This window comes from Paracoccus zeaxanthinifaciens ATCC 21588 (genome assembly GCF_000420145.1).
Lineage (GTDB): Bacteria > Pseudomonadota > Alphaproteobacteria > Rhodobacterales > Rhodobacteraceae > Paracoccus > Paracoccus zeaxanthinifaciens.
In genome coordinates, this window is record NZ_ATUJ01000007.1 from 22870 (window position 1) to 47017 (window position 24148).

At 66.7% G+C, this 24148-nt stretch carries 23 protein-coding genes; 7 read left to right on the forward strand and 16 right to left on the reverse strand.

What is annotated here, in order from left to right; translation table 11 throughout:
- The first annotated feature begins 42 nt into the window (after positions 1-42).
- Positions 43-2001, forward strand: coding sequence for a DNA topoisomerase IV subunit B (parE, locus tag F804_RS0108475; protein ID WP_022707321.1), 1959 nt, complete (start codon positions 43-45; stop codon positions 1999-2001).
- A gap of 46 nt (positions 2002-2047) precedes the next feature.
- Here the strand turns inward: parE and hemF are convergent, their stop codons facing one another.
- Positions 2048-2902, reverse strand: a complete 855-nt coding sequence (hemF, locus tag F804_RS0108480) for an oxygen-dependent coproporphyrinogen oxidase (protein WP_022707322.1) — start codon at positions 2900-2902, stop codon at positions 2048-2050.
- 77 nt (positions 2903-2979) lie between these two features.
- Between hemF and F804_RS0108485 the strand changes: the two genes are divergently transcribed.
- Complete coding sequence (locus F804_RS0108485; protein ID WP_022707323.1) at positions 2980-3396, forward strand: hypothetical protein; 417 nt, start codon at positions 2980-2982, stop codon at positions 3394-3396.
- Here F804_RS0108485 and F804_RS0108490 read toward each other — a convergent pair.
- Genes F804_RS0108490 through clpS form a run of 3 tightly spaced genes read right to left on the reverse strand, consistent with a single transcriptional unit; the run spans position 3393 to position 5534 of the window.
- The gene (locus F804_RS0108490) at positions 3393-4196 is read right to left on the reverse strand and encodes an SDR family NAD(P)-dependent oxidoreductase (RefSeq protein WP_022707324.1); all 804 of its coding nucleotides are present in this window, start codon (positions 4194-4196) and stop codon (positions 3393-3395) included. The genes F804_RS0108485 and F804_RS0108490 overlap by 4 nt on opposite strands.
- Positions 4193-5212 (reverse strand): class I SAM-dependent methyltransferase, encoded by a 1020-nt coding sequence (locus F804_RS0108495; protein ID WP_022707325.1) that lies wholly within the window; start codon positions 5210-5212, stop codon positions 4193-4195. The genes F804_RS0108490 and F804_RS0108495 overlap by 4 nt, the downstream gene beginning before the upstream one ends.
- A 4-nt stretch (positions 5213-5216) precedes the next feature.
- A complete protein-coding gene (clpS, locus tag F804_RS0108500) occupies positions 5217-5534 on the reverse strand; it encodes an ATP-dependent Clp protease adapter ClpS (protein ID WP_028725793.1) in 318 nt (105 codons plus the stop codon).
- Between the two features lie 307 nt (positions 5535-5841).
- Here clpS and F804_RS0108505 point away from each other — a divergent pair, with 307 nt between their 5' ends.
- Positions 5842-7440, forward strand: coding sequence for a D-alanyl-D-alanine carboxypeptidase family protein (locus F804_RS0108505; RefSeq protein WP_028725794.1), 1599 nt, complete (start codon positions 5842-5844; stop codon positions 7438-7440).
- 72 nt (positions 7441-7512) lie between these two features.
- Here F804_RS0108505 and ychF read toward each other — a convergent pair whose 3' ends face one another.
- A complete protein-coding gene (ychF, locus tag F804_RS0108510) occupies positions 7513-8610 on the reverse strand; it encodes a redox-regulated ATPase YchF (RefSeq protein ID WP_022707328.1) in 1098 nt (365 codons plus the stop codon).
- Positions 8611-8754: 144 nt separating this feature from the next.
- Between ychF and trpA the strand changes: the two genes are divergently transcribed.
- From trpA to F804_RS16040, 4 genes are all read left to right on the forward strand, one after another.
- On the forward strand, positions 8755-9552 hold the full coding sequence (gene trpA, locus F804_RS0108515) for a tryptophan synthase subunit alpha (RefSeq protein WP_022707329.1): 798 nt from the start codon (positions 8755-8757) through the stop codon (positions 9550-9552).
- Entirely contained in the window at positions 9542-10051 is a 510-nt protein-coding gene (locus F804_RS0108520) for a GNAT family N-acetyltransferase (RefSeq protein ID WP_040595903.1), read from the forward strand. Before trpA ends, F804_RS0108520 begins: the two co-directional genes overlap by 11 nt.
- A gap of 152 nt (positions 10052-10203) precedes the next feature.
- Positions 10204-10857, forward strand: a complete 654-nt coding sequence (locus tag F804_RS16035) for a molecular chaperone DjiA (protein ID WP_245540336.1) — start codon at positions 10204-10206, stop codon at positions 10855-10857.
- Entirely contained in the window at positions 10857-11165 is a 309-nt protein-coding gene (locus tag F804_RS16040) for a hypothetical protein (RefSeq protein ID WP_022707332.1), read from the forward strand. Before F804_RS16035 ends, F804_RS16040 begins: the two co-directional genes overlap by 1 nt.
- Here F804_RS16040 and F804_RS16930 read toward each other — a convergent pair whose 3' ends face one another.
- The 11 genes from F804_RS16930 to F804_RS0108575 all read right to left on the reverse strand — a co-directional run bounded on the left by F804_RS16930 (position 11166) and on the right by F804_RS0108575 (position 24125).
- On the reverse strand, positions 11166-13010 hold the full coding sequence (locus F804_RS16930) for a 3'-5' exonuclease (protein ID WP_022707333.1): 1845 nt from the start codon (positions 13008-13010) through the stop codon (positions 11166-11168).
- A complete protein-coding gene (locus tag F804_RS0108540) occupies positions 13004-13372 on the reverse strand; it encodes a response regulator transcription factor (protein WP_022707334.1) in 369 nt (122 codons plus the stop codon). Before F804_RS0108540 ends, F804_RS16930 begins: the two co-directional genes overlap by 7 nt.
- On the reverse strand, positions 13365-13865 hold the full coding sequence (locus tag F804_RS0108545) for a hypothetical protein (protein WP_022707335.1): 501 nt from the start codon (positions 13863-13865) through the stop codon (positions 13365-13367). Before F804_RS0108545 ends, F804_RS0108540 begins: the two co-directional genes overlap by 8 nt.
- Complete coding sequence (locus tag F804_RS0108550; protein WP_022707336.1) at positions 13862-15670, reverse strand: DUF294 nucleotidyltransferase-like domain-containing protein; 1809 nt, start codon at positions 15668-15670, stop codon at positions 13862-13864. Before F804_RS0108550 ends, F804_RS0108545 begins: the two co-directional genes overlap by 4 nt.
- Before the next feature lie 57 nt (positions 15671-15727).
- Positions 15728-17536 (reverse strand): sodium:solute symporter family protein, encoded by a 1809-nt coding sequence (locus F804_RS0108555; protein WP_022707337.1) that lies wholly within the window; start codon positions 17534-17536, stop codon positions 15728-15730.
- Between the two features lie 13 nt (positions 17537-17549).
- On the reverse strand, positions 17550-17807 hold the full coding sequence (locus F804_RS0108560) for a DUF4212 domain-containing protein (protein WP_022707338.1): 258 nt from the start codon (positions 17805-17807) through the stop codon (positions 17550-17552).
- Positions 17808-17936: 129 nt separating this feature from the next.
- Positions 17937-19892 carry an acetate--CoA ligase gene (gene acs, locus F804_RS0108565; protein WP_022707339.1) on the reverse strand — a complete coding sequence of 652 codons (1956 nt, stop codon included), beginning with the start codon at positions 19890-19892 and terminating at the stop codon, positions 17937-17939.
- Between the two features lie 216 nt (positions 19893-20108).
- Positions 20109-20321, reverse strand: a complete 213-nt coding sequence (locus F804_RS17665) for a hypothetical protein (RefSeq protein WP_245540337.1) — start codon at positions 20319-20321, stop codon at positions 20109-20111.
- A gap of 39 nt (positions 20322-20360) precedes the next feature.
- Positions 20361-22199, reverse strand: coding sequence for a glycoside hydrolase family 55 protein (locus F804_RS16050; protein ID WP_245540338.1), 1839 nt, complete (start codon positions 22197-22199; stop codon positions 20361-20363).
- A 57-nt stretch (positions 22200-22256) separates the two neighbouring features.
- Positions 22257-22400, reverse strand: coding sequence for a hypothetical protein (locus F804_RS17670; RefSeq protein WP_245540339.1), 144 nt, complete (start codon positions 22398-22400; stop codon positions 22257-22259).
- A gap of 147 nt (positions 22401-22547) precedes the next feature.
- Complete coding sequence (locus F804_RS0108575) at positions 22548-24125, reverse strand: lysine--tRNA ligase (protein ID WP_022707340.1); 1578 nt, start codon at positions 24123-24125, stop codon at positions 22548-22550.
- Between the last annotated feature and the right edge of the window lie 23 nt (positions 24126-24148).

Sequence of the window (24148 nt, forward strand, 5' to 3'; positions counted from 1 at the left end):
TGAGATAACCGCCGCCAGACCAGACGACAGGACGACAGACACATGGCCGACGACCTTCTTTCGGGCGACGTGAACAATGACAGCTACTCGGCATCCTCGATCGAGGTGCTGGAGGGGCTGGAGCCCGTTCGCAAGCGCCCCGGCATGTATATCGGCGGCACGGATGAACGCGCGCTGCACCATCTTGTCGCGGAAATCCTCGACAACTCGATGGACGAGGCCGTCGCCGGTCACGCCAGCCGCATCGAGATCGAGCTGCTGGCCGATTTCAGCGTTGCCGTGCGCGACAACGGGCGCGGCATCCCGATCGACCCGCACCCCAAGTTCCCGGGCAAGTCCGCGCTCGAGGTGATCCTGTGCACGCTGCATGCGGGCGGCAAGTTCTCGGGCGATGCCTACCAGACCTCGGGCGGTCTGCACGGGGTCGGCGCATCGGTCGTGAACGCGCTGTCGGACCTGATGGTCGTGCAGGTCGCGCGCAACAAGGAGCTGTTCGAACAGCGCTTCAGCCGGGGCATCCCCGAAGGTCCGGTCCAGAAGATCGGCGCCGCGCCCAACCGTCGCGGCACCACGGTGACCTTCCATGCCGACGAACAGATCTTCGGGCATCACCGCTTCAAGCCCGCGCGGCTGATGAAGATGGTGAAATCCAAGGCCTACCTGTTCAGCGGCGTCGAGATCCGCTGGAAGACCGAGATCGACGACGGCGAGACCCCGCGCGAGGCGACCTTCCACTTCCCCGGCGGGCTGGCCGATTACCTGAACGAGACGCTGGCAGGCTCCAGCACCTATGCCGAGCGTCCCTTCAGCGGCAGCGTCGATTTCAAGCGCTTCAACGCGCCCGGCAAGGTGGACTGGGCGATCAACTGGACGCCCTCGCGCGACGGCTTCATCCAGTCCTATTGCAACACCGTTCCCACCCCCGAGGGCGGCACCCACGAGGCGGGCTTCTGGGCCGCGATCCTCAAGGGCATCCGCGCCTATGGCGAGCTGGTGAACAACAAGAAGGCCGCGCAGATCACGCGCGACGACCTGATTACCGGCGGCTGCGCGCTGGTCAGCTGCTTCATCCGCGAACCCGAATTCGTGGGCCAGACCAAGGACCGCCTTGCCACCGTCGAGGCGCAGCGCCTGGTCGAGAACGCCGTGCGCGACCATTTCGACAACTGGCTGGCCTCGGACACGAAATCGGCGGGCGCGATCCTGGACTTCCTTGTCCTGCGCGCCGAGGAACGCCTTCGCCGCCGGCAGGAGAAGGAAACCGCCCGCAAGACCGCGACCAAGAAGCTGCGCCTTCCCGGCAAGCTGGTCGATTGCAGCGCGACCAACCGCGAGGGGACCGAGCTGTTCATCGTCGAGGGCGACAGCGCGGGCGGCAGCGCCAAGATGGCACGCCAGCGCGCGACGCAGGCCCTGCTGCCCCTGCGCGGCAAGATCCTGAACGTGCTGGGCGCGGCCTCGTCCAAGATGGGTGCCAACCAGGAAATCAACGACCTGTGCCAGGCTCTGGGGGTCGGGCTGGGGTCCAAGTTCAACATCGACGACCTGCGCTATGACAAGATCATCATCATGACGGATGCTGACGTGGACGGCGCGCATATCGCGTCGCTGCTGATGACGTTCTTCTTCACGCAGATGCGCCCGATGATCGATCGCGGGCACCTGTACCTGGCCTGCCCGCCGCTCTATCGCCTGACGCAGGGGGCGCATCGCGTCTATGTCGCCGACGACGCCGAGAAAGAGCGCATGATGCAGAAGGGTCTGGGCGGTCGCGGCAAGATCGACGTCCAGCGCTTCAAGGGTCTGGGCGAGATGGACGCCAAGGACCTGCGCGACACCACGATGGATCCCAAGACGCGGAAGCTGATCCGCGTCAGCATCGACGACGACGAGGGCGGCGAGACCGGCGACCTGGTCGAACGCCTCATGGGCAAGAAGCCCGAGCTGCGCTTCGAATACATCCAGGAAAACGCGCGCTTCGTCGAGGAACTGGACGTCTAAGGCCGATGCGGGCGCGTTTCCGCGCCCGTTTCGCTTGTTCCTCGGGTCAGACCCACTTCGCCAGCGGTGGCAGGCTCATCAGCACGGCGTCGGGGTTGTGGCCCGTTTCCAGCCCGAACTTCGTGCCACGGTCATAGACGAGGTTGTATTCGGCATAGAGCCCGCGATGGATCAACTGCGTGTCGCGGTCTTCCTCGGAGAAGGTCTGGCGGCTGCGGGCCTCGGCCAGGGGCAGGAAGGCCGGCAGGAAGGCCGAGCCGACATCGCGAGTGAAGGCGAAGTCGCGTTCCCAGTCGCCATTGTTCAGATCGTCGAAGAAGATGCCGCCGACGCCGCGCGCGCGACCGCGATGCGGGATGAAGAAGTACTCGTCCGCCCAGGCCTTGAAGCGGTCGTAATACCCCTCGTCATGCGGATCGCAGGCGGATTGCATGGTCCGGTGGAAATGCTCGGTATCCTCGGGGTATTCAATGCAGGGGTTCAGGTCGGCGCCGCCGCCGAACCACCACGCGCCGGGGGTCCAGAACATGCGCGTGTTCATGTGGACGGCGGGCGCATGGGGGTTCTGCATATGGGCGACCAGGCTGATGCCGCTGGCCCAGAAGCGCGGATCGGCCTCGATCCCCGGCACGCCGCGGGCGGCCATCGCCTTCTGGGCTGCGGGCTGCAGGGTTCCGTGGACCTCGGACCAGTTCACGCCGACCTTCTCGAAGACCCGACCGCCGCGCATGACCGACATGATGCCGCCGCCGCCATCGTTGGCGCGGGTGGTCGGCGTCACCTCGAACCGGCCCGGCGCGGCGTCGCCGCCCGCGCGATCCTCCAGCGCCTCGAAGGCCGCGACGATGCGGTCGCGAAGCTCGTGGAACCAGGTGGCTGCTCTTTGGCGCTGGTCGTCCATCGGATTGTCCCCATTCGTGATTTGCATAGGCCCGGAACGGGCGGCTAAACTGTATCACCGCTGTAAAGAGAGCCGCCATGCGTCGCAACACCGCCCCATGGGCGATCCTGTCCCTGCCCCTTCTGATCGCCGCCTGCGGAACCCCGCAGGAACGCTGCATCAGCCGGAATACCGACGAATATCGCACCGTCAGCGCCCTTCTGGCCGAGGTCGAGGGCAATATCGCCCGTGGCTATGCCTGGGAGGAACGGCAGGTCGTCCGCACGCGCTTCGGCCAGTGCCGCGACATCCGGCGCGACAAGGACGGCAAGGCCGTGACCGTCACGCGCGGATGCTGGCGCGACTATGTGGACGAGGAACGGTACCGCGTGCCCATCGACCCGCTGGTGGAAACGCGCAAGCGCGACAACCTTGCGGCGCGCAAGGCCGCGCTGGCGCAGGGTGCGGCAAGCGCCGTCCGGGCCTGCCGCGCCGCCTTCCCGGAAGAAACCTAGAGGATCTGCGCCGTCACCGGATCGGCAAGGCTGCGACCGCCATCGACGGTCACGATCTGCCCGGTGACGAAGCGCGCGCCGTCGCTGACGAGGTATTGCGCCGTCTCGGCGACCTCGTCGGCGGGGGCGATGCGGCCCATCGGCGTGCCCGCGATGATCTGGCTGCGCTTCTCGGGGTCGTCCTTCAGCGCGCATTGCAGCTCATGCGACATGACGCTGCTGAAGCTGACGCCGTTCACGCGGATGCGGTGCGGCGCAAGTGCCAGCGCCAGCCCGCGCGTCGCCTGTTCCTGCGCCGCGCAGGCGATGGAATATCCAAGCATCGACGGGATCGGACGCCGCGCGGCCAGGGTCGAGATGTTGACGATTGCCCCCGCCGAGGTGCCGTCGCTGTCGCTCTCGCTCTGGCGGATCATGCGCTTGGCGACCAGCTGCGACAGGCGCATCTGCGACATGAGGTTCTGGCGCAGCATCTCCTCGAGCGTGTCCATGTCGGTCGCCAGGGGGTCGCTGTCGCGCACGAAGCGATGCGCGTTGACCAGGATGTCCACCCGGTCGAAGGCGTCCAGCGTGGCCGACAGCAGGTTCGCCATCACCAGCTTCTGCGACATGTCGCCCGCGAAACGCTGGACCGTGCCGTCCTCGTCGTAATCCGAGACCGCCGCCGCAAGGGCCGCATCCTCGCAATCGGCGAACATCACCATCGCGCCGCGTTCCACGAAATGGCGGGCGATGGCCAGGCCGACGCCGCGTGCGGCGCCGGTCACGATCGCGACCTTGCCCTGGATCGACAGGGTCATCGACGCGATCCCTTGCGGGTCAGCGTGGCGGTGCCGCGCCCTGCGGCGGTCGCCTCGATCACCTTGAAGCGGTTGTCGCCGCCGATCTCGTGGACCTGCCCGAAATGATCGGCCAGCACCGCCTCGTAGGGCAGATGCCGGTTCGCGACCATCCACAGGCGGCCCGCGCTGGTCAGGATGCGCGCGGCGGTGGCGATGAAGGATGCGCCCAGCTTGGGATCGGCCTGACGCCCCTGGTGGAACGGCGGGTTCATGATGACGCCGTTCACCGGATCCTTGAGCCGGAAATCGCGCGCATCGGCCCAGTGGAAATGCGCGCGCGGATCGTCGATGTTGCGGCGCGCGCTCTCGATGGCGGCGTGGTCGGCCTCGACCAGGTGCAGTTCGGTCACGCCCTTGCGGGCCAGCGCCTGCGCGGACAGCCAGCCCCAGCCCGCGCCAAGATCGACGACGCGGGTCGGCAGCTTCTCGGGCAGATGCTGCGCCAGCAGGGCCGAACCCGGATCGATCCCGTCGGCCGAGAAGACGCCCGGCAGCGTGATGAAGCCCGGCGCGGCCTGATTTTCGCGGGCATGCCAGTCGGCGGGGATCCAGTCGCCGGCCTGAACCTCGACGCGGAAGATCTTGCCATGCGCCTTGCTCGTCACCTCGTCCACGGGGGCCAGCTTGCGCATTTCCTTGAGGACGGCATCGACGCCATCCGTCTTCTGGCCGTCGATCCACAGCGATGCGCCGGGTTCAAGGCGGCTTGCGGCCAGCGCGATGTCGGCATGGGCCGCCGCCTTGGCGCGCGCCAGCCGCACGATGGCGGCGTCGAAGCGCTGGTCGTCAAGCCCCGTTACGGCGGCGATTCCGCGTGCCGTCAGTCCGGCATGATCCGGGAAATGGCGCTGAAGGACCGTCACGCGGTCCGTGTCGAGGGCGCGCAGATCATCGCCCGCGCTTGCGCCCACGAACAACATCTTCCCCTCGGGCATGCCCTGGGGGAAGGCAAGTTCCAGTCGTGATTGGGTCACGTGATTACTCTTTTTCCATGGTGCATTGCAGGGGATGCTGCTGGCGCCGGGCCAGCTCCATCACCTGGGCGACCTTCGTCTCGGCCACCTCGTGCGAGAAGACGCCGACGACGGCGACCCCCCTGCGATGGACGGTCAGCATGATCTCGATCGCCTGGGCATGGCTCATGTGGAAGAGCCGTTCGAGAACATGGACCACGAATTCCATCGGCGTGAAATCGTCGTTCAGAAGCAGCACCTTGTACATCGGAGGCCGCTGCGGTCGCGTCTTGGGCTTGACCGCCAGGTCGGACTGATCATCGGGCTGGTCGGGATCGCTCATCCAATGCGTCATCGGTGCCTGATCGTTCCTGAAATGCTGCTGAACCGGTTTGCGGCAGATGCCGTCAGACACCCGAATATAGGTAAGTTTGCGGCAGATGAAAGCCCCTGCCGGAAACGCATCCCGCCGGCCCCCTGCGGCGGGTTGGCGCAAATTGGAACAATCCAGTGTTTCAAGGAGAAAAGATGCGTGATATTATCCCTCTATTAACGACGGGCATGCGAGCAACGACAGGCCCGCACGAGGCAGAAAGACAGCGACAGTGACCCGATTCAAATCCTTGCACCGGCTCTGCTGGTTTGCGTTGGTGACCGCCCTGCTGATCGGCACGGTGGTCCGGCCCGTCCAGGCGGCACCTTTTGCGGCCTATGTGATGGACGCACGCACCGGCCAGCCCATCTATCGACAGAACTCGGATACGCGGCTCCATCCGGCCTCGTTGACGAAGATGATGACCCTGTACCTGGCGTTCAGCGCGGTCGAAAGCGGACAGGTCCGGCTTGATTCGCGCTTTACCGTGTCGTCGAACGCCGCGGCCGAGCCTCCTTCGAAGCTGGGCCTGCGCGCGGGCCAGCAGATCGAGCTGCGCTACCTTCTGCGCGCGGCGGCGATCAAGTCGGCCAACGATGCCGCCACGACCATCGGCGAAGGCATCGCGGGGTCGGAACAGGCATTCGCCGCGCAGATGACACAGATGGCGCGTGCCCTGGGGATGAACAACACCCAGTTCCGCAACGCCCACGGCCTGACGACCGAGGGGCACTTCTCGACCGCCCATGACATGAGCATCCTGGGTCGTCACCTGTTCTACGACTTCCCGCAATACTACAACCTGTTCTCGCGCCGCTCGGCCGATGCGGGCGTCACGCAGGTCTCGTCCACGAATCGCCGCTTCCTCGACGATTACGCGGGCGCGGACGGGATCAAGACGGGCTATACCCGTGCGGCGGGCTTCAACCTGACGGCCTCGGCGCAGCGCGGGAACAAGCGCCTGATCGCGACCGTCTTCGGCGGCACCTCGACGGCGCAGCGCAACCAGACCATGGCCGAACTGCTGGACAACAGCTTCGGTCGCGTGCCCGACCGCGTCCGCGAGACTCGCCCGGCCAAGCCGCGCATGCTGGTGCAGGCGACGACCCGCCGCGCGCAGGTCGAACCCAAACCCGAGGCCACGCGCCCCGAACCGCAGCGCATCGTGCTCGACAGCTCGCCCGCACCCGCAGCGCGCCCGACCGCTGCCGCAAGCCTGGTTGCCGCCGCAGCCGAGCCGACCGTCAGCTTGGACGAGGCGCTGGCCCGTGCGACCGCGGGCGCCACGCAGGCCGCGACCAGCACGCTGACACTGGCGGCGAGTGCGCGTCCCCGCTCGCGTCCCGGCGGGCGCAGCGATGCGGTCGAGACCGCGATCGCGCAGGCGGTCGCCTCGGATGGCGGATCGGCCAGCCTTGCCAGCCCCGTGATCGAGGCATCGACCCGCCCCGAACCCTCGCCCGAGCGCGAGGCCGAGGTCGCGACCCCCGCCCCCGCAGGCACCGTCACCAATGGCGACCTGACGCTTCAGCGTTCGGCAGCACCGCGCCGCCGTTCGGAAACGGTGATCCTGGCCGCGATGGGCGAAGGCGACCTGAGCGATGCAGCCGCGCTGGAAATCGTCAGCCGCCCGCCGGACAGCGGCCGCAGCTTCGGCATCGCTCTCGGCCTGTTCCGCACCCGGAACGAGGCGCGCGACGTTCTGGTCCAGCTGGCGCTGCAGGACGGCAAGCTGTTCAACGGCGCCGACCGCCATGTCGCAGACACCCCCCGCGGGTGGGAGCCGCGCTTCACCCGCCTGTCGAAGGCCGATGCCGAACTGGCCTGCGGTCGCCTGGCAAGCCGTTCGCAGGATTGCAGCGTGATCGGCAACTGATCCGGCGCGCAGGACAAAGAAGAAGGGCCGCAGCGATCGCTGCGGCCCTTTTCGTTTCACCCGACCGCGCGATCAGGCGTTGAACAGGAAGTGCAGGACATCGCCGTCCTTGACCTCGTAGGTCTTGCCTTCGACGCGAAGCTTGCCAGCCTCGCGCGCGCCGCTTTCGCCATTGCCCGCGACATAGTCGTCATAGGCGACCGTCTCGGCGCGGATGAAGCCCTTTTCGAAATCGCCGTGGATCACGCCCGCGGCCTGCGGCGCCAGCGTGCCCTTGCGGATCGTCCAGGCGCGCGCCTCCTTGGGGCCGACCGTGAAATAGGTCTGCAGGCCCAGCAGGTCGTAGCCCGCGCGGATCAGGCGATCGAGGCCCGCCTCGGTCAGGCCCATCTCGCCCAGGAACATCTCGGCCTCTTCGGCGTCCAGCTGGCTGATCTCTTCCTCGATCTTGGCCGAGATCACGACATGGCCCGCGCCCTGCTTGGCGGCCATCTGCGCCACCTTGTCGGACAGCGCGTTGCCCTCGGCGGCCTCGTTCTCGTCGACATTGCAGACATAGAGCACCGGCTTGGCCGTCAGCAGCTGCAGCATGTCCCATGCCTTCTGCTCGTCCTCGGAAATCTCGACGGTGCGGGCGGGCTGGCCGTTTTCCAGCACGGCAAGCGCACGCTGCAGAAGACCCTGCTGTTCGGCCGCCTCCTTGTCGCCGCCCTTCAGCTTGCGCTGCAGGTTGGCAAGGCGACGTTCGATCGATTCCATGTCGGCGATCATCAGCTCGGTCTCGATCACCTCGGCATCGGCGATCGGATCGACCCGGCCTTCGACATGGGTCACGTCGTCATCGGCAAAGCAGCGCAGCACATGCGCGATGGCGTCGACCTCGCGGATATTTGCCAGGAACTGGTTGCCCAGACCCTCGCCCTTGCTGGCGCCCTTCACGAGGCCCGCAATATCCACGAAGGTGATGCGCGTCGGGATGATCTGCTTGCTGGTCGCGATACCGGCCAACGTGTCCAGACGGCGGTCCGGCACGGCGACCTCGCCCACGTTGGGCTCGATCGTGCAGAAGGGAAAATTCGCCGCCTGCGCCGCGGCGGTCTTGGTCAGCGCGTTGAACAGGGTGGACTTGCCGACATTCGGCAGCCCGACGATCCCCATGCGAAAGCCCATTGCGGCCCCCTTTGTATTGGCGGAACTGGTTTGGCGCCGCTGTTACGCGCACCGCGCGCCCAAGTCCAGCCTGCCGGGCGCCTTCGCATTGCGCGCGGCCCCCAAGGGGGCTAGTGCTGTCAGCAACAGAATGCGGGGGCAGAGATGACCAGAATCGAGCAGACTTTCGAAGCGCTGAGCGCCCAGGGCAAGAAGGCGTTCGTCGCCTACATGATGGCGTCCGACCCCGACGACGCCACCGCGCTGGAGATCATGCGCGGGATGCCCGAGGCCGGCGTCGACATCATCGAGCTGGGCATGCCCTTCACCGATCCGATGGCCGATGGCGCGACCATCCAGGCCGCGGGCCAGCGCGCGCTGGCCAATGGCGGATCGGTCGATCGCACGCTGCAGATGGTCCGCGATTTCCGCGCGGGCGACGACACGACGCCGATCGTGCTGATGGGCTATTACAACCCGATCTATGCGCGGCAGGGCGGTGTCGACCGCTTCGTGGCCGAGGCCAAGGAGGCAGGCATCGACGGCCTGATCATCGTCGACCTTCCCCCGGAAGAAGACGACGAGCTGTGCCTGCCTGCGACCCGCGCCGGGCTGAACTTCATCCGCCTTGCGACGCCGACGACCGACGACCGCCGCCTGCCTGCGGTGGTCAAGAACACCTCGGGCTTCGTCTATTATGTCAGCGTGACGGGCATCACCGGCGGCCCCGCGGCCAACGCGGCCGAGGTCGCCCCCGAGGTCGCACGCATCCGCGCCGCCGCGGGTCTGCCCGTGGTGGTCGGCTTCGGCATCTCGACCCCGGACGCCGCGCAGAACATCGCCGCGGTCGCGGATGGCTGCGTGGTCGGCAGCGCCATCGTCAAGATGATCGGCGAAGGCCGCCCCGTCCCCGAGGTGCTGGACTTCGTCCGCTCGCTTGCCAGTGGCGCGCATGCAGGCTGAGGCGATACGCCTCAGGGAAGCCACGCCCGACGATGCGCGGGCCGTCGCGGATATCTGGAACCCGATCATCCGCGACACCGCCATCTCGTTCTGGCCGACCGAGCGTTGCGCCGACGAGGTGTCGGGCATCATCCGCACGCGCCTGTCGAACGGGCGCGCGTTCCTCGTGGCGGTGCGGGGGGAACGCGTCCTGGGCTTCGCGACCTATGACCAGTTCCGCGGCGGCGCCGGCTACTCGCGCAGCATGGAGCACAGCATCAACGCCGCCCCCGAGGCGCGCGGACATGGCGTCGGCCGCCTGCTGCTGCGCGGGATCGAGGATCACGCCCGCGCGGCGGGGCATCGGCTGATGATCGGCGGGATCACCGCCTCGAACACCGCGTCCATCGGGTTCCACCGGGCCATGGGCTATGTTGAATGGGGCCGGATCCCGGCTGCCGGATGGAAGTTCGGGGAATATCACGACCTTGTCTTCATGGGGCGCGATCTGCAGGCCTGATCGCCAATGCGTGACAAATGCGCCCCTATCGCCGCACCGCGTTTGACGCTAGACTTGGTGGTATGGATTGCTGTCACACGCCAGATTTCTGCCGCGGGCCCTGCCCTGAACTGCCGAAGCCGCGCAGCTTCTGGCAGCGCATCGGCGACCGCATGGCGGCCTTCCTGCAATCGCGCCGCGCGGCGACCCCGCCAGAACGCTCGGTCGCCTTCACCATCGCGGTGATCGCACTGGGGGCCAAGCTGGCCAAGGTCGACGGCACCGTCGCCCGGTCCGAGGTTGCAGCCTTCCGCCGCGTCTTCATCATCCCCCGCGCCGAGGAGAAGAACGCCGCCCGCGTCTTCGACCTGGCCCGTCAGGATGTCGCGGGTTATGACGCCTGGGCACGCCGCATCGCCGCGATGTTCGCGCCCGCCGATCCCGTTCTGATCGACGTGCTGGAAGGCCTGTTCGTGATCGCCGTGGCCGATGGCGACCTGCACGAGGCCGAGATCGAGTTTCTGGACAATGTCGGCGCGATCTTCGGCATCACGCCGATCCAGATCGCGCAGATGCGTCACCGGCACGATCCCGGCGCGGCCTGCCCGCCCTGCCAGATGCTGGGTGTCAAACCCGACACGCCCCTGGCCGAGGCCCGCAAGCGTTGGCGCGAATTGTTGCGCGAAAGCCATCCCGACCGCGCCATCGGTCGCGGCCTGCCCCCCGAGGCGATCCGCCTGGCCGAGGCCCGGACCCGCCGCCTCAATGAGGCATGGGAGCAGTTCCGCAACATGCATTCGGAAACGCAGGCGCAGGGGGCCGCGTGATGCGGGCCCGGCGGCGCCTTGTCATGGCCGCCGCCATCGCGCTTGCCGGTCCTGCGCAGGCCGAACCCGAAGGCATCATGCGCTTCCTGTTGGACAACATGCTGAACGGCACGGATCTGGATGCGCTGTCCGAGGGGCTGGAGCATCTTGGCCCCATCATCGGCGGCCTGGCCGAGCGGATCGACGATCCGCGGAACTTCCACGCCCCCGAGACGCTGCCGAACGGCGACATCCTTCTGCGCCGCCGGGATGACGCGCCCGCCGCCCCGCCGCCCATCGACCCCGACCAGCCGCAGATCAGCCTGTGATCACTGCGTGTTGGCATCGGCCACGAGGCGGCGGTGCTTGCGCGCCTCGGCCAGCAGCGGCTCCAGCCGGGTGATGCCCTTGCCCTCCAGCGCGCGGATAAGGCGCAGGAACGCCTCGGCGGTGGCGATGCTGTCGCCCATCGCCGTGTGACGTGCATCGGGCGGGATCGCGATGCCCAGCCGGCTTGTCAGGGCGTCCAGGCTGTGATCCGCCGAGACGCCCCAGATCATCGCGGACATGGCGACCGTGTCCAGCACGGTATTGTCGAAACGCGCGCCCGTCCGGGGGACCGCCCGCCGAAGAAAGCCCATGTCGAAGGGCGCGTTATGGGCGATCAGCACAGCATCGTCGCAGAAATGCCGGAATGCGCCCAGGGCGGCGGTCAGGTCAGGGGCGTCGGCCACCATCGCATCCGTGATGCCGTGGATGCGGGTCGAGCCCGGCGGGATCGGTCGGCCCGGGTTCACCAGCGTCTCGAACCTCTCGCCCGTCAGGCGGCCGCGCGCGATGCGAAGACCGGCGATCTGGACGATCTGATCCTCGGTCGAAAGGCCGGTCGTCTCGGTGTCGAAGACGACGCAGGTCAGATCGCCCAGCCGGTCCGAGGCCGCACCCCGCCGCGCCAGCGCGAAATCATAGGTGACGCCGTGATCGCTGCCGACTTCCGGCGCGAGCTGAAGGGGCATCACCAGGGCTGCGCCCTCGGGCCAGATGCCGGTGGCGTGGCGGGCCAGGATCTCGGCCCCGTCCAGGTCCGGTTGCGCGGGGTCGGGGCATTCGCGCAGCCATCGCTCCAGATCGTCCATCGCGACGGGCGGGCCCGAGCCTGCGATGGTCACCTGAACCTCGTCCGGGGCGGTGATCCGCATTCGCGCAACCGCATCGGGCAGGCGTCCCGCCAGCGCGACGATCAGCGCATTCATCGAATCCGCATCCGCCCTAAGGCGCAGGTCCGGCAGTGCGTCGGTGGAAACGCCTGCGAATATCTCGGACGGGCGGGCCGTGTTCGGGGTTGCCTGCGCATCGGTCGACAGATCGCGCAGGGCGGCGGCCAGGCCGCGTCCCTCGGAGCGGATCGCCTGCGCCAGCTGCGGCGGGATCGGTCCGTCCAGCGCATCCAGCATCGGCACCAGCGACGAGGCGTGACGCCGCAAAGCCTCGATCCGGTCGCGGTCGGGTGCCTGGCGCAGGGCGTCGCGCAGGATCAGCAGGCGGCCCGCATCCATCACGCGCAGCCGCCCGGACAGGTGGCGGCCCGCATGGGTCAGGCAGGCAAGGTCCGTGGCCGTCGCCCCCGCGGCCAAGCGCCCCTCGGCTGCGTGAATGCCCGCACCCTGCAGATGCCGGTCCAACGGCTGATCCAGGCCCAGCCCCGGCAGCAACCGCGCAGCCGAGGCGTTGTAGAATACCACGCGCCCCCGCCGGTCGATCATCACGGCACCTGCGCCGAAATCGGCCAGGATCTCCTCCAACGCGGCCTTTTCGCGCAGCGTTTCGGCGGCGTGATCCTCGATGGCGTCGGCAAGGGCGCGGTCGCTCTCGGCGCGGGCGCGGGCGGCCTCGGTGGCGGCGGGGCCCAGATCGCCCAGCCATCGGGTGTCCGCCGGATCGCGCCCCGTGCGCAGCGCGCCTGCCACCCCCTCGATCGGGCGGGCGACGTTGCGGTCCAGCACATACCACAGCGCCGTCAGCGTGCCCGTCAATCCGAAGCCCAGCACAAGCCCGGCCTGGATGATCGCGTCCACCCCCCGCCCCGAGGCCGCGATCCACAGCGCAGCCACCGTCAGGACCGCCGCCGCTGCCAGCGCGGCGATACACAGCAGCAGCAGCCTGCGTCTCAGCATTCGGCCAGAAGCCGCGCGATCTCGGCGCGCAGCTCGTTCAGCTCGAATGGCTTGGCGATGAAACCGTCGGCCCCAAGCGCCAGCCCCTTGCGACGCTCGACCACGGAACCGCGCGCGGTCATCAGCAGCACGCGCGTATGGGCCAGCGCCGGATCCGCGCGCAGGTCCTGCACGATCTGATAGCCCGAGATGTCGGGCAGCATCACGTCCAGCAGCACGAGGTCGGGCCGGTCGCGGCGGATGCGATCGACGGCACCCTCGCCGCAGGGCATGCGGTCGTGGCGATGACCGTCGCGGGTCAGCAGAAAGTCCAGCGCGGCGGCGATATTGTCCTCATCCTCGATGATCAGGATGTCAGCCATTTGCGGACCCGCAGACGGCGGCAAAGGCCACGTCGTCCCGCGGCGCATCGACCCAATCGCCACGCGCGGGGCGGATGCGCCCGCCGGTGCAGTCGAACTGCTGCGGCACGACCAGCGTCTGGCCGCGGCGTTCGACCAGGATGATCTCGGCCTGGCGGTTGCCCTGATCGGTCGGCTGCACGGTGGCGGGATCCAGCGCGGCAAAGCGAACCTCGACCGGCGCAAGATAGGTCCAGGGCGCCCAGGGCTGGCTGTCGCGACCGACCAGCAGCACCTGCGAGCCCTGCGGCAGGCGGTCCTGCGCCCGCCCGAACCAGGCATAGTCGTTCCAGATCGAATACCCCACCATCGCAAGACCGATCGCCGCGGGCAGCAGCCAGGGCGCCGGTGCCAGGCCCAGCTTGCGCGCCAGGTGCATCAGCGCATAGCCGAGCGCCGCCGCCCCGATCCCCACCGCGATCACGCCCAAAAGTTCGACACCCACGCCCGTCATTGCAGTATTCCCTTTCCATGGCCGATGGCCGATTGCATCCCCCGCACGACGACGAAGGCGTCGCGCAGGTGGCTGCGTTCAAAGTCCGGCAGATCCGCCGGAGAGAGATAGTTGTCGGGCTTGCGCCCCGCCGACACAAGCTGCGCCTGGTTGTCCAGCCGCGCCGTCTGGATCATGTCATAGGCCGCGATCAGGTCCCGCGCCCCCGAGGCCGAGATCACCTGCCGATCCTCGGCATCCTCGAGCCTTGCGCGCGTGTTGACCGTGCCGATCCGGCCCTGCAGGGCATAGACGCGGGCAAGGTCGGTCACCGGCACGACGCCGTTGTGCTTCATGTCGATATGGTTGCGATGTTCGCCCGAACGGATGGTCGCGAACCCACCGATCAGCCCGAGCGGCGGGCGATGCTTGAGCGAATTCGCGATCATGTGCGCCACGAAGATCGAGTTCTTCGAGGCCGCCGCCAGCGTGTCGCGCTGCAGACCGGCCAGCAGTGCGGCGTCCCCGCCGATGGCGCGCAGATCGAACATCACGGATGACAGCATCTGCGCCTCGGGGCTGGGATGGGCGATCCAGTCGCGGAAATAGCCCTGCCAGACCGGCAGCGGCTGACGCCAGCGCGGGTTCGTCGCCATCATGTCGCCGGGGCAATAGACATAGCCGCAGGCATCCAGCCCGTCCGAGACCAGGCCCGCGAACTTGGTGAACCACGGGTCGTCGGGATCGGCCCCCTCGGCTAGGATGAGGCAATTGTCCTGGTCGCTGACGCTGGTCTGTTCCTGCCGCCCTTGGCTGCCGCAGGCGGCCCAGCACCAGGCGGCGGGGGCCGGGCCAAGACGCTGCGCCGCAAGATCCAGCAGTCGGCGCGTCACCGCGTCGGCCACGTCGGTGATCATGCGGGTGATGATCTCGTGCCGCTGGTTGGCCTTGACCAGTTGGACCAGCAGTTCGGGGATCCGGGCGGTCACGCGCGCCATCTCGGATGCGCTGCCCGATTGCGCGATCTCGCGGATGAGACCGGGGGCCGAGATGGCCTGCACGCGCATCAGGTCGGTCTGGCTGATCATGCCGACGAAGCGCCCATCCTCGACCACCGGCAGGTGGCCGACGCGACGTTCCAGCATCACGTTCAGCACGTCATAGCCAAGCGCATCGGGCGCAAGCGTGATCGGGTCGGGCGTCATCACCTCGGACACGGGGCGGCGCATGTCCAGCCCCTCGGCGACGACGCGGTTCGACATGTCGCGGATCGTCAGCAGCCCGATCAGCGCCCCGCCCGAGGTCACGCCGAGGCTGCTGATCCCCGCATCGCGCATCTTGCGCGCGGCTTCGATCACGGGGGTGTCGGGGGCGCAGGACAGCGGCGCGCGGGTTAGAAGGTCCTGCACCTTCAGCGCGGCCAGATCCGATCCGCGCCCCGGCCCGCGCCCGCGGTCGAAGAAGCGCGCGACGCTGCGGTGATCGCGGATCAGCCGCTGCAATTCCTCGCGCGGCAGCATCAGGATGCGGCAATCCTCCTCGGCCATGGCGGTGGTGACGGCGACGCCGTCGCGCAGCAGCCCGCGTTCGCCGAAGCTGTTGCGCGGGCCCAGCTGGGACACGCTGTCGCCATTGCGGTCGGTGACCACGACCCGCCCCGACCGGATCAGATAGATCCCCGGCAGGCGTTCCCCGAAGGCATAGATCGTCTGCCCCGCCGCGAATTCCCTTTGGCCGAAGGAACGGGCGACACGCGCCTGCTCGTCCTGCCCAAGGCCGTCATAGGGATGCACGGTGGCAATGAAGCCCGCGATATCCGTCGTCATGCGCCCTTCCCCATCCGCAAGCTGCCCGCCCCCGGTCGACGGGGGCGGGCATTGTCGTCAATGGCTGACCGCATCGCCCGCGCCGCGCGGCACACGGATGCTGTCGACCAGCTCCTGCACCTCCAGCGGGGGCTCCTCGGTGGCGTTCGACACGACATAGGCCACGCCGAAGTTGATCAGCGCACCGATCACCCCGAAGGACGCCGGAGAGATGCCGAACACCCAGTTGGCCGCCGTGTCCTCCAGCATGTTGGTGCCCGCGATGAAGAACCAACCCTTGTAGGTGAAGATGTACAGCAGCGTGGACAGGATGCCCGCGAGCATGCCCGCGATCGCGCCCTGCTTGTTGATGCGCTTCGAGAAGATGCCCATCATCAGCACCGGGAAGATCGAGCTTGCGGCAAGACCGAAGGCCAGCGCCACCGTCTGGGCCGCGAAGCCCGGCGGGTTCAGACCCAGCATCGTGGCGACCAGGATCGACACCGCCATCGAGATGCGGGCCGCCAGAAGTTCGCCCTTCTCGCTGATGTTGGGGTTGATCGCGCCCTTCACCAGATCGTGGCTGACCGCGCCCGAAATCGCCAGAAGCAGGCCCGCCGCCGTGGACAGCGCCGCCGCAAGGCCGCCTGCGGCCACGATGGCGATGACCCAGCCGGGCAGGTTCGCGATCTCGGGGTTGGCAAGGACCATGATGTCGTTGTTCACGGTCGTCAGCTCGTTCCCCTGCAGGTTCTGCTCGGCGATGACGGCCGACAGAGCCTCGTTCTCGGCGCCGTCGTTATAGTACTGGATCATGCCGTCGCCGTTCTTGTCCTCCCAGTTGAGAAGACCGGTGACCTGCCAGTTGCGCATCCACGCCTTTTCGGGATCGTTCTCGATCGCGTCCAGCGACACGGCGGGCTGGCTGAAGGTCTGCCCGCTTTCGGCACCGGGCCACATGGTGGCGGTCAGGTTGAAGCGCGACATCGAACCGACCGCAGGCGCGACGGTATAGAGCAGCGCGATGAAGACCAGCGCCCAGCCGGCCGACTTGCGCGCATCCGACACCTTCGGCACGGTGAAGAAGCGGATGATGACATGCGGCAGACCCGCCGTGCCGATCATCAGCGCCAGCGTGAACAGCACCATGTCCAGCGTGGACTTGTGATGCCCGGTATAGGACTTGAAGCCCAGATCCGTGACCACCTGGTCCAGCGTCGCCAGGAACTTGCCGCCGCCCTCGTTCAGGGATCCGAACAGGCCCGTCTGCGGCAGCACATGGCCGGTCAGCTGCATCGCGATGAAGACCGCCGGGATCGTATAGGCGATGATCAGCACGATGTACTGGGCGACCTGCGTGTAGGTGATGCCCTTCATCCCGCCAAGCACGGCATAGACGAAGACGAGCCCCGCCCCGATCCACAGACCGGTCGAGTTCGACACCTCGAGATAGCGCGAGAAGGTGACGCCGACGCCGGTCATCTGGCCGATCACGTAGGTGATCGAGATGATCAGAAGGCAGATGACGCCGATGATCCGCGCGGTCTGGCTGTAGAACCGGTCGCCGATGAATTCGGGCACGGTGAACTTGCCGAACTTGCGCAGATAGGGCGCAAGCAGCATCGCAAGCAGCACGTAGCCGCCCGTCCAGCCCATCAGGAAGGTCGAGTTGTCATAGCCCGTGAAGGCGATCAGACCCGCCATCGAGATGAAGGACGCGGCCGACATCCAGTCGGCGGCCGTCGCCATGCCGTTCATGACCGGCCCGACGCCGCGGTTGGCGGCATAGAACTCGGCGGTCGAACCGGCGCGGGCCCAGATCGCGATGCCGATATACAGCGCGAAGCTGAGGCCGATGAAGATGAGGTTCAGGGTAAACTGGCTCATGTCTGGTTCCCCCTCACTCGTCCACGCCGTGATCGCGGTCCAGCCTGTTCATCCGCGCGGCATAGAAGAAGATCAGCGCGATGAAGACCAGGATCGACCCCTGCTGGGCGAACCAGAACCCGAGGTCGGTTCCGCCGATCTTGATGGCCGACAGAAGCGGGCGCAGGATGATGGCGAAGCCGTAGGATACCAGCGCCCAGATCGCGAGGCATATCCAGATGATCCGGACATTCGCCTGCCAATAGGCGTTCGAAGATTGCTTGTCAGTCATGTCCTGAGGTCCCTCCCTGTTCAGGCATGTCGGTCCCGCCCCTTTCGCTTGTCGCGTTCCCTGGCCGGCGGGTCAGCCGGGAACGGTTGGCGCGCGCGACGCTCCTCCTTCGTCGCGCGCGTATCTCGTTCAGCCGCGGTTCATGCGGTTCTCGATCAGGTCCTCGACGACCTCGGGCTCGGCCAGGGTCGAGATGTCGCCCAGGCTGCCATAGTCGTTCTCGGCGATCTTGCGCAGGATGCGGCGCATGATCTTTCCCGAACGGGTCTTGGGCATGCCGGGCGCCCATTGGATCAGGTCGGGCTTGGCGATGGGGCCGATCTCGTTGCGGACCCATTTCTCCAGCTCGGAGCGCAGATCGTCCGAAGGCTCGATCCCGTTCATCAGCGTGACATAGGCATAGATGCCCTGCCCCTTGACCTGGTGCGGGTAACCGACGACCGCGGCCTCGGCGACCTTCTCGTGGGCGACAAGGGCGCTCTCGACCTCGGCGGTGCCCATGCGGTGGCCGCTGACATTGATGACGTCGTCCACGCGGCCGGTGATCCAGTAATACCCGTCCTCGTCGCGGCGGCAGCCGTCGCCGGTGAAGTAGTAGCCGGGATATTGCTGGAAATAGGTCTCCATGAAGCGCTGGTGATCGCCCCAGACCGTGCGCATCTGGCCCGGCCAGCTGTCGGCGATGCACAGGACGCCCTCGACCCCGTTGCCCTCGATCACCTCGGCGCTGCTGGGGTCCAGGATCTCGGGGCGGATGCCGAAGAACGGAACCGTGGCCGATCCGGGCTTGGTTTCCGTGGCGCCGGGCAAGGGCGTGATCAGGTGGCCGCCGGTCTCGGTCTGCCACCAGGTATCCACGATGGGGCATTTCCCCTTGCCGATATTGTCGTTGTACCAGTTCCAGGCCTCGGGGTTGATCGGCTCGCCCACGGTCCCCAGGATGCGCAGGCTGGACAGGTCGTGCCCTTCGACGAACTCGGTCCCCTTGCCCATCAGGGCGCGGATCGCCGTCGGCGCGGTATAGAACTGCGTGACCTTGTGCTTGTCGCACACCTCCCAGAAGCGGCCCGCGTCGGGGAAGGTCGGCACGCCTTCGAACATCAGCGTCGTCGCACCGTTCGCCAGCGGGCCATAGATGATGTAGCTGTGGCCCGTCACCCAGCCCACATCCGCCGTACACCAGAAGATGTCACCGTCGTGATAGTCGAAGGTGTATTGATGCGTCATCGCAGCATAGACCATGTAGCCGCCGGTCGTGTGCACCACGCCCTTCGGCTTGCCCGTCGACCCCGAGGTATAGAGGATGAACAGCGGATCCTCGGCCCCCATCGGGCGGGGCGGGCAGTCCGGGCTGACATGCTTCATCTGTTCCTTGACGTCGACATCGCGGCCTTCGATCCAGGTCGTCTGGTCGCCCGTATGCTTGACGACCAGGCAGCGCACCTTGTCGGAACAGTGCAGCAGCGCCGCATCGGTGTTCGATTTCAGATTCGTGCGACGCCCGCCACGCGGGGCGGTATCGGCGGTGATGACGATCTTGGCGCCGCAATCGTTGACGCGGTTCGCCAGCGCATCGGGCGAGAAGCCGGCGAAGACGATCGAATGGATCGCCCCGATCCGTGCGCAGGCCAGCATCGCATAGGCGGCCTCGGGGATCATCGGCAGATAGATGATGACCCGGTCGCCCCGCATGATCCCCTGGCTGAGGAGGACGTTCGCGAAGCGGTTCACGTTCTCGGACAGCTGGGCATAGGTGATGTGCTGTGCCGGATCCTTGGGGTCGTCGGGTTCCCAGATGATCGCGGTCTGGTCCGCGCGCGCGGGCAGATGGCGGTCGACGCAGTTCACGCTGGCATTCAGCACGCCATCCTCGAACCACTTGATATCGACCTGCCCGAAGGTGAAGTCGGTGTTCTTCACCTTGGTGAAGGGCGTCATCCAGTCGAGGCGCCTGCCCTCGCGCGCCCAGAACCCCTCGGGGTCCGAAACCGATTCGTCATAGAGCCGCGCATAATCCTGCGGGCCTGCATGGGCGTTGTCGAAACCCTGCGGAATCGGATGCTTCTGGATCTGTTCGGCCGTCATGTGTTCCCCTCCTCGTGGGGGCGGAACCCGGTGCTGCAGCGACGCAAGGTTCCGACCCGCCTTCCGGGGACATGTTAAACACATGGACAGCGATGCGTTAAGTCATTTTTTCAAAAGGATTTTTCTGTAAACGAATTGACCGAAAAGGCGGCGTGCAAGTAAAACGTTCACAACGAAAGGGGTCGCAACAGGTGCGGCCCCACCTTGCAGGCGCCCCTATTGCGGGCGGTCCATCCGGGCATAGACGCTGACGCTGCCGCGTGTCGGCTGGGACCATTGCAGTCGCAACTGGCGCTTGCTGCCGCCCTGTTCCGCCTGGACATAGGGGGTCGCGTCGATCCGCTGCCCCGAGCCGTTGAACATCGCGCTTTCGTTCACGACCGACAGGACGGACTTGGCCCAGCCCTGGAACGGCAGCCCCTGGATCACCGGCAGCGTCCATGTGCTTGCCGCGCTGTTCTGGCTGTACTAGACCATCAGCGGGTTGGCGACATAGGTGCTGATCCCGTTGAAGGTGTTGGCCTCGAACTGCAGGTTCCGCATCCGGTTGTAATCCAGATCCGCGATCGAGGTATCCACCCGGACGATCCGGTCCACGTCGCCGTAAAGCGCCTTGAACACGTTGCCGACGACCATCAGCCCTTGGATGAAATGCCCCGTGCCATAGGGCTTCACCGTGATCCAGGTGAACCAGGACGCCGTATCGGAACAAAGGAACGTGTTCCCCGTCACCGTCAGCCCGCCAAAGCTGTATTCGTTGCCGCGGAAATCGGGGGTGGCGCTGTGCTCGTTCGTCCACTCGATCGAGGCGTTGTCGACATAGTTGTCGGAAACGGTCGTCTGGATGTTCGTCAGCGTCAGCACCAGCCCGGCATTGCGCAGCCCCTGCCCCGAACCATCCCCCTGGAACCAGTGGTTGTTCGAGATCATGTGGCCGCCGCCATTCGCGACCATGAAATGCGCGAAACGCACGAAGCGGTTGCCGCGGATCTTCACGTCGTTCGCGTTCACGTTGATGCCGATGGTGCTGCGCTGCGCGACCGGCAGGTCCAGGTCCGAGGACAGGAACTCGCACCCGTCCACCTGCATCCCCTGGCACGCCCGCCCGACCGAGGTGATCGCACGGTCGCGGGGCTTGGTGAAGTGGCAGTCGCGGAACTGGATCAACTCGCCCTTGGCGGGCAGCATCACGGCGCTTGCAACGCCGTCGCAGGCAAAGTCGATATTGCTCAGCTGCAGCTTGCTGATCTCGGTGCCGGTGAAATCCAGAAGATAGCGATAGCGCTCGAAGGTGTAGTTCCGCGTCCCCGCCCCGCCATAGAGCGGCTGCGACAGGGTCAGCGTCTTCTGCGCGATGTTGCGACCGGCGACATAGGCCTCGCGGCCGACGCCGTTGCCGATGACGCGGCTGCCGATCTCGATCGCGGCGACATTGCCGACATTGCTCAGGATCAGCGGTTTGGACGGATCATAGGTGCCGCTGCTGGTCCAGCTGCCCTTGTTCCACGCGGCCCCCGGCTTGGCCAGGATCGAGCCGTTCTGGATCACGCGGCGATTGGCGAAACCGCCCAGACCCGGTGCGATCTCGTCGACCATAATCGGTTCGTCCAGGTCCACGCGGCGACCGCACAGGTCCAGCGCCACGTGATCGGTATATCCCAGCAGCGCCTGGATCGCCTTCTTCAGGCCAAGGGTCTCGTCGCCGAACGCCTTGGCATAGGTGGGGTAATCGAAGCTTTGCATGAAGGCCACGCGGGTGGCCGTGGGCGTGGTGATGCGTCCCTTGAAGCGGATCGGGCTGTCGATGGAGATGTCGCCCGAGATCAGGAAGTTCCCCTCGGGGACCACGACCTGCCCGCCATTGGCGGCACGGTCGGCTGCGATGAAGGCCGCGCGGTCGTTCGTGACGCCGTCGCCGCGGGCACCGAAATCGCGGACATCCACCCAGTCCAGCAGCGACGGCACGAATGCGGCGGCCACATCCTCGATCCGCAGGGATTCGATGCGGAAGGCACCCCCGTTGGATCCGACCAGATCGATGCCGAAATGGCCGAAGCTGGGCGCGGTGCCCCAGCTCATGTCCACGCCCGACCGCGCGCCGACGCCGATGATCGCGCTGACCTCGATGATGTCGCCATAGGCGGTCATGGGGACGGCGGGGCCGACCTCGACCAGGCCGGACACGTGATTGCGGGCGGCATTGCCCGCCCAGGCCCCGATCCGGGCCGAGGCCAGCGCACCGGCCACCGCCTTGACCCGCGCCGAGACGCGCAGATAGACGCCGGGGATCATCGGCGTCTCTCCCATGAAGCGGATGCTGGTCGTGCCCTGCTGCTTGACGATTTCCAGGCAGGCGCCGAAATCCTAGTCCGCGGGGATCAGCGCGGCATTGGCCGCATTGGCCCAGGTCGCGCTGCCGGACGTGCCGTTCGTCTGCGACCACGCATTCAACCCGGCCCGGAAGGCGGGCGGCATCAGCAAGAGCCCGTTGGTGACGGCAATGTTCATAAGGCTATCCCCCGTGATCGTCATGACCGCCGGACGAAACCGCCCGGCGCTGTGACGAAAGGAGATAGTTCACAAAAGGTTAACGCCCGCTGAACCCGGCGGGCGTTGCAACGCGCCCCGCCGCAACGGGACGCATGCCTTGGCGGCTCAGCCGACCAGTTCGCCCGCAAGCGCGCGTTCGATCAGCGCGCGGGTCTCGTCGATACCATAAAGCGCGATGAAACCGCCGAAGCGCGGCCCCTGATCAGCACCCAGCAGGACCTGGTAGAGCGCTGCGAACCACTCGCGCAGCGGCTCGAACCCGTGTTCCTTGCCGACGGCGAAGACCATCGACTGCAGCACCTCGGGATCGGCGGGCTGGTCCCATGCGGCCAGGCGACCGGCCAGATCCTCCATCGCGCGTCGCTCGACCTCGGTCGGTTCGCGGAAGGTGCGGGTCGGCGCGACGAAGTCGTTGAAATAGCGCACGGCAAAGCCCGCGGCCTGGTCCAGCCCCGGATGCGTTTCCGGGCTGGCCTCGGGGGCATAGCGCTGCATGAAGCCCCACAGCCCGTCCTTGCCCGCCGAGCCCGCGACGGATGCAAGGTTCAGCAGCATCTGGAAGGGCACGACCATGTCGGATGCCGGAACCTTGCCGCCATGGATGTGGAAGACCGGGTTCGCGGCCTGCTGTTCCGGCGTCTGATCGGGGAAGGCGCGCAGCTGCTGGTGGTATTCGTCCACCGCCTTCGGGATCACGTCGAAATGCATCCGCTTGGCCGTCTTGGGCTTCTGGTACATGAAGTACGACAGACTCTCGGTCGAGGCATAGGTCAGCCATTCGTCGATCGACAACCCGTTGCCCTTCGACTTGCTGATCTTCTGGCCGTGCTGGTCCAGGAACAGCTCGTAGGTGAAATGCTCGGGCTTCTTGCCGCCCAGGATCTCGCAGATGCGGTCGTAGATCGGCGTGTTGGTGCTGTGATCCTTGCCGTACATCTCGAAATCTACATCCAGCGCGGCCCAACGGGCGCCGAAATCGGGCTTCCACTGCAGCTTCACCTGGCCGCCGGTGACGGGAAGGGTGATCTCCTCGCCATCCTCGTCGAAGGTGATGGTGCCTGCCTTGGCGTCGACATGCTTGATGGGCACGTACAGAACGCGGCCCGTCTTGGGGCTGATCGGCAGGAAGCAGCTGTAGCTCTGCTGGCGTTCCTCGCGCAGGCTCTTGAGCATGACTTCCATGATCTGGTCGTATTTCTCGGCGGCGCGCAGCAGCGTCGCGTCGAAATGCCCGGCCTTGTAGTATTCGGTCGCGCTGATGAATTCGTATTCGAACCCGAAGGTGTCGAGGAAGCGGCGCAGCATCGCGTTGTTGTGGTGGCCGAAGCTCTCGTACTCGCCGAAGGGATCGGGAACCGAGGTCAGCGGCTTCTGCAGATGCTCGCGCAGCATCTCGGTCTGGGGGACGTTGTCGGGGACCTTGCGCATCCCATCCATGTCGTCCGAGAAGCAGATGAGGCGCGTGGGAATGTCGCTGATGATCTCGAACGCGCGACGGATCATCGTCGTGCGCGCGACCTCGCCGAAGGTACCGATATGGGGCAGACCCGAGGGGCCGTAGCCCGTCTCGAACAGGACATAGCCCTTCTCGGGCGGTGCCTTCTCGTAGCGTTTGAGGACCCGGCGCGCCTCTTCGAACGGCCAGGCCTTCGACTGCATTGCGGCGTCGCGCAGGGTGCTCATCTCATCTCTCCTATGAATGCTCG

Coding starts and splice junctions, on each gene's coding strand:
- parE (WP_022707321.1), top strand. CDS start 43: ATGGCCGACGACCTTCTTTCGGGCGACGTGAACAATGACAGCTACTCG.
- hemF (WP_022707322.1), bottom strand. CDS start 2,902: ATGGACGACCAGCGCCAAAGAGCAGCCACCTGGTTCCACGAGCTTCGC.
- F804_RS0108485 (WP_022707323.1), top strand. CDS start 2,980: ATGCGTCGCAACACCGCCCCATGGGCGATCCTGTCCCTGCCCCTTCTG.
- F804_RS0108490 (WP_022707324.1), bottom strand. CDS start 4,196: ATGACCCTGTCGATCCAGGGCAAGGTCGCGATCGTGACCGGCGCCGCA.
- clpS (WP_028725793.1), bottom strand. CDS start 5,534: ATGAGCGATCCCGACCAGCCCGATGATCAGTCCGACCTGGCGGTCAAG.
- ychF (WP_022707328.1), bottom strand. CDS start 8,610: ATGGGCTTTCGCATGGGGATCGTCGGGCTGCCGAATGTCGGCAAGTCC.
- trpA (WP_022707329.1), top strand. CDS start 8,755: ATGACCAGAATCGAGCAGACTTTCGAAGCGCTGAGCGCCCAGGGCAAG.
- F804_RS0108520 (WP_040595903.1), top strand. CDS start 9,542: ATGCAGGCTGAGGCGATACGCCTCAGGGAAGCCACGCCCGACGATGCG.
- F804_RS16035 (WP_245540336.1), top strand. CDS start 10,204: ATGGCGGCCTTCCTGCAATCGCGCCGCGCGGCGACCCCGCCAGAACGC.
- F804_RS16040 (WP_022707332.1), top strand. CDS start 10,857: ATGCGGGCCCGGCGGCGCCTTGTCATGGCCGCCGCCATCGCGCTTGCC.
- F804_RS16930 (WP_022707333.1), bottom strand. CDS start 13,010: ATGCTGAGACGCAGGCTGCTGCTGCTGTGTATCGCCGCGCTGGCAGCG.
- F804_RS0108540 (WP_022707334.1), bottom strand. CDS start 13,372: ATGGCTGACATCCTGATCATCGAGGATGAGGACAATATCGCCGCCGCG.
- F804_RS0108545 (WP_022707335.1), bottom strand. CDS start 13,865: ATGACGGGCGTGGGTGTCGAACTTTTGGGCGTGATCGCGGTGGGGATC.
- F804_RS0108550 (WP_022707336.1), bottom strand. CDS start 15,670: ATGACGACGGATATCGCGGGCTTCATTGCCACCGTGCATCCCTATGAC.
- F804_RS0108555 (WP_022707337.1), bottom strand. CDS start 17,536: ATGAGCCAGTTTACCCTGAACCTCATCTTCATCGGCCTCAGCTTCGCG.
- F804_RS0108560 (WP_022707338.1), bottom strand. CDS start 17,807: ATGACTGACAAGCAATCTTCGAACGCCTATTGGCAGGCGAATGTCCGG.
- acs (WP_022707339.1), bottom strand. CDS start 19,892: ATGACGGCCGAACAGATCCAGAAGCATCCGATTCCGCAGGGTTTCGAC.
- F804_RS16050 (WP_245540338.1), bottom strand. CDS start 22,199: ATGGGAGAGACGCCGATGATCCCCGGCGTCTATCTGCGCGTCTCGGCG.
- F804_RS17670 (WP_245540339.1), bottom strand. CDS start 22,400: ATGAACATTGCCGTCACCAACGGGCTCTTGCTGATGCCGCCCGCCTTC.
- F804_RS0108575 (WP_022707340.1), bottom strand. CDS start 24,125: ATGAGCACCCTGCGCGACGCCGCAATGCAGTCGAAGGCCTGGCCGTTC.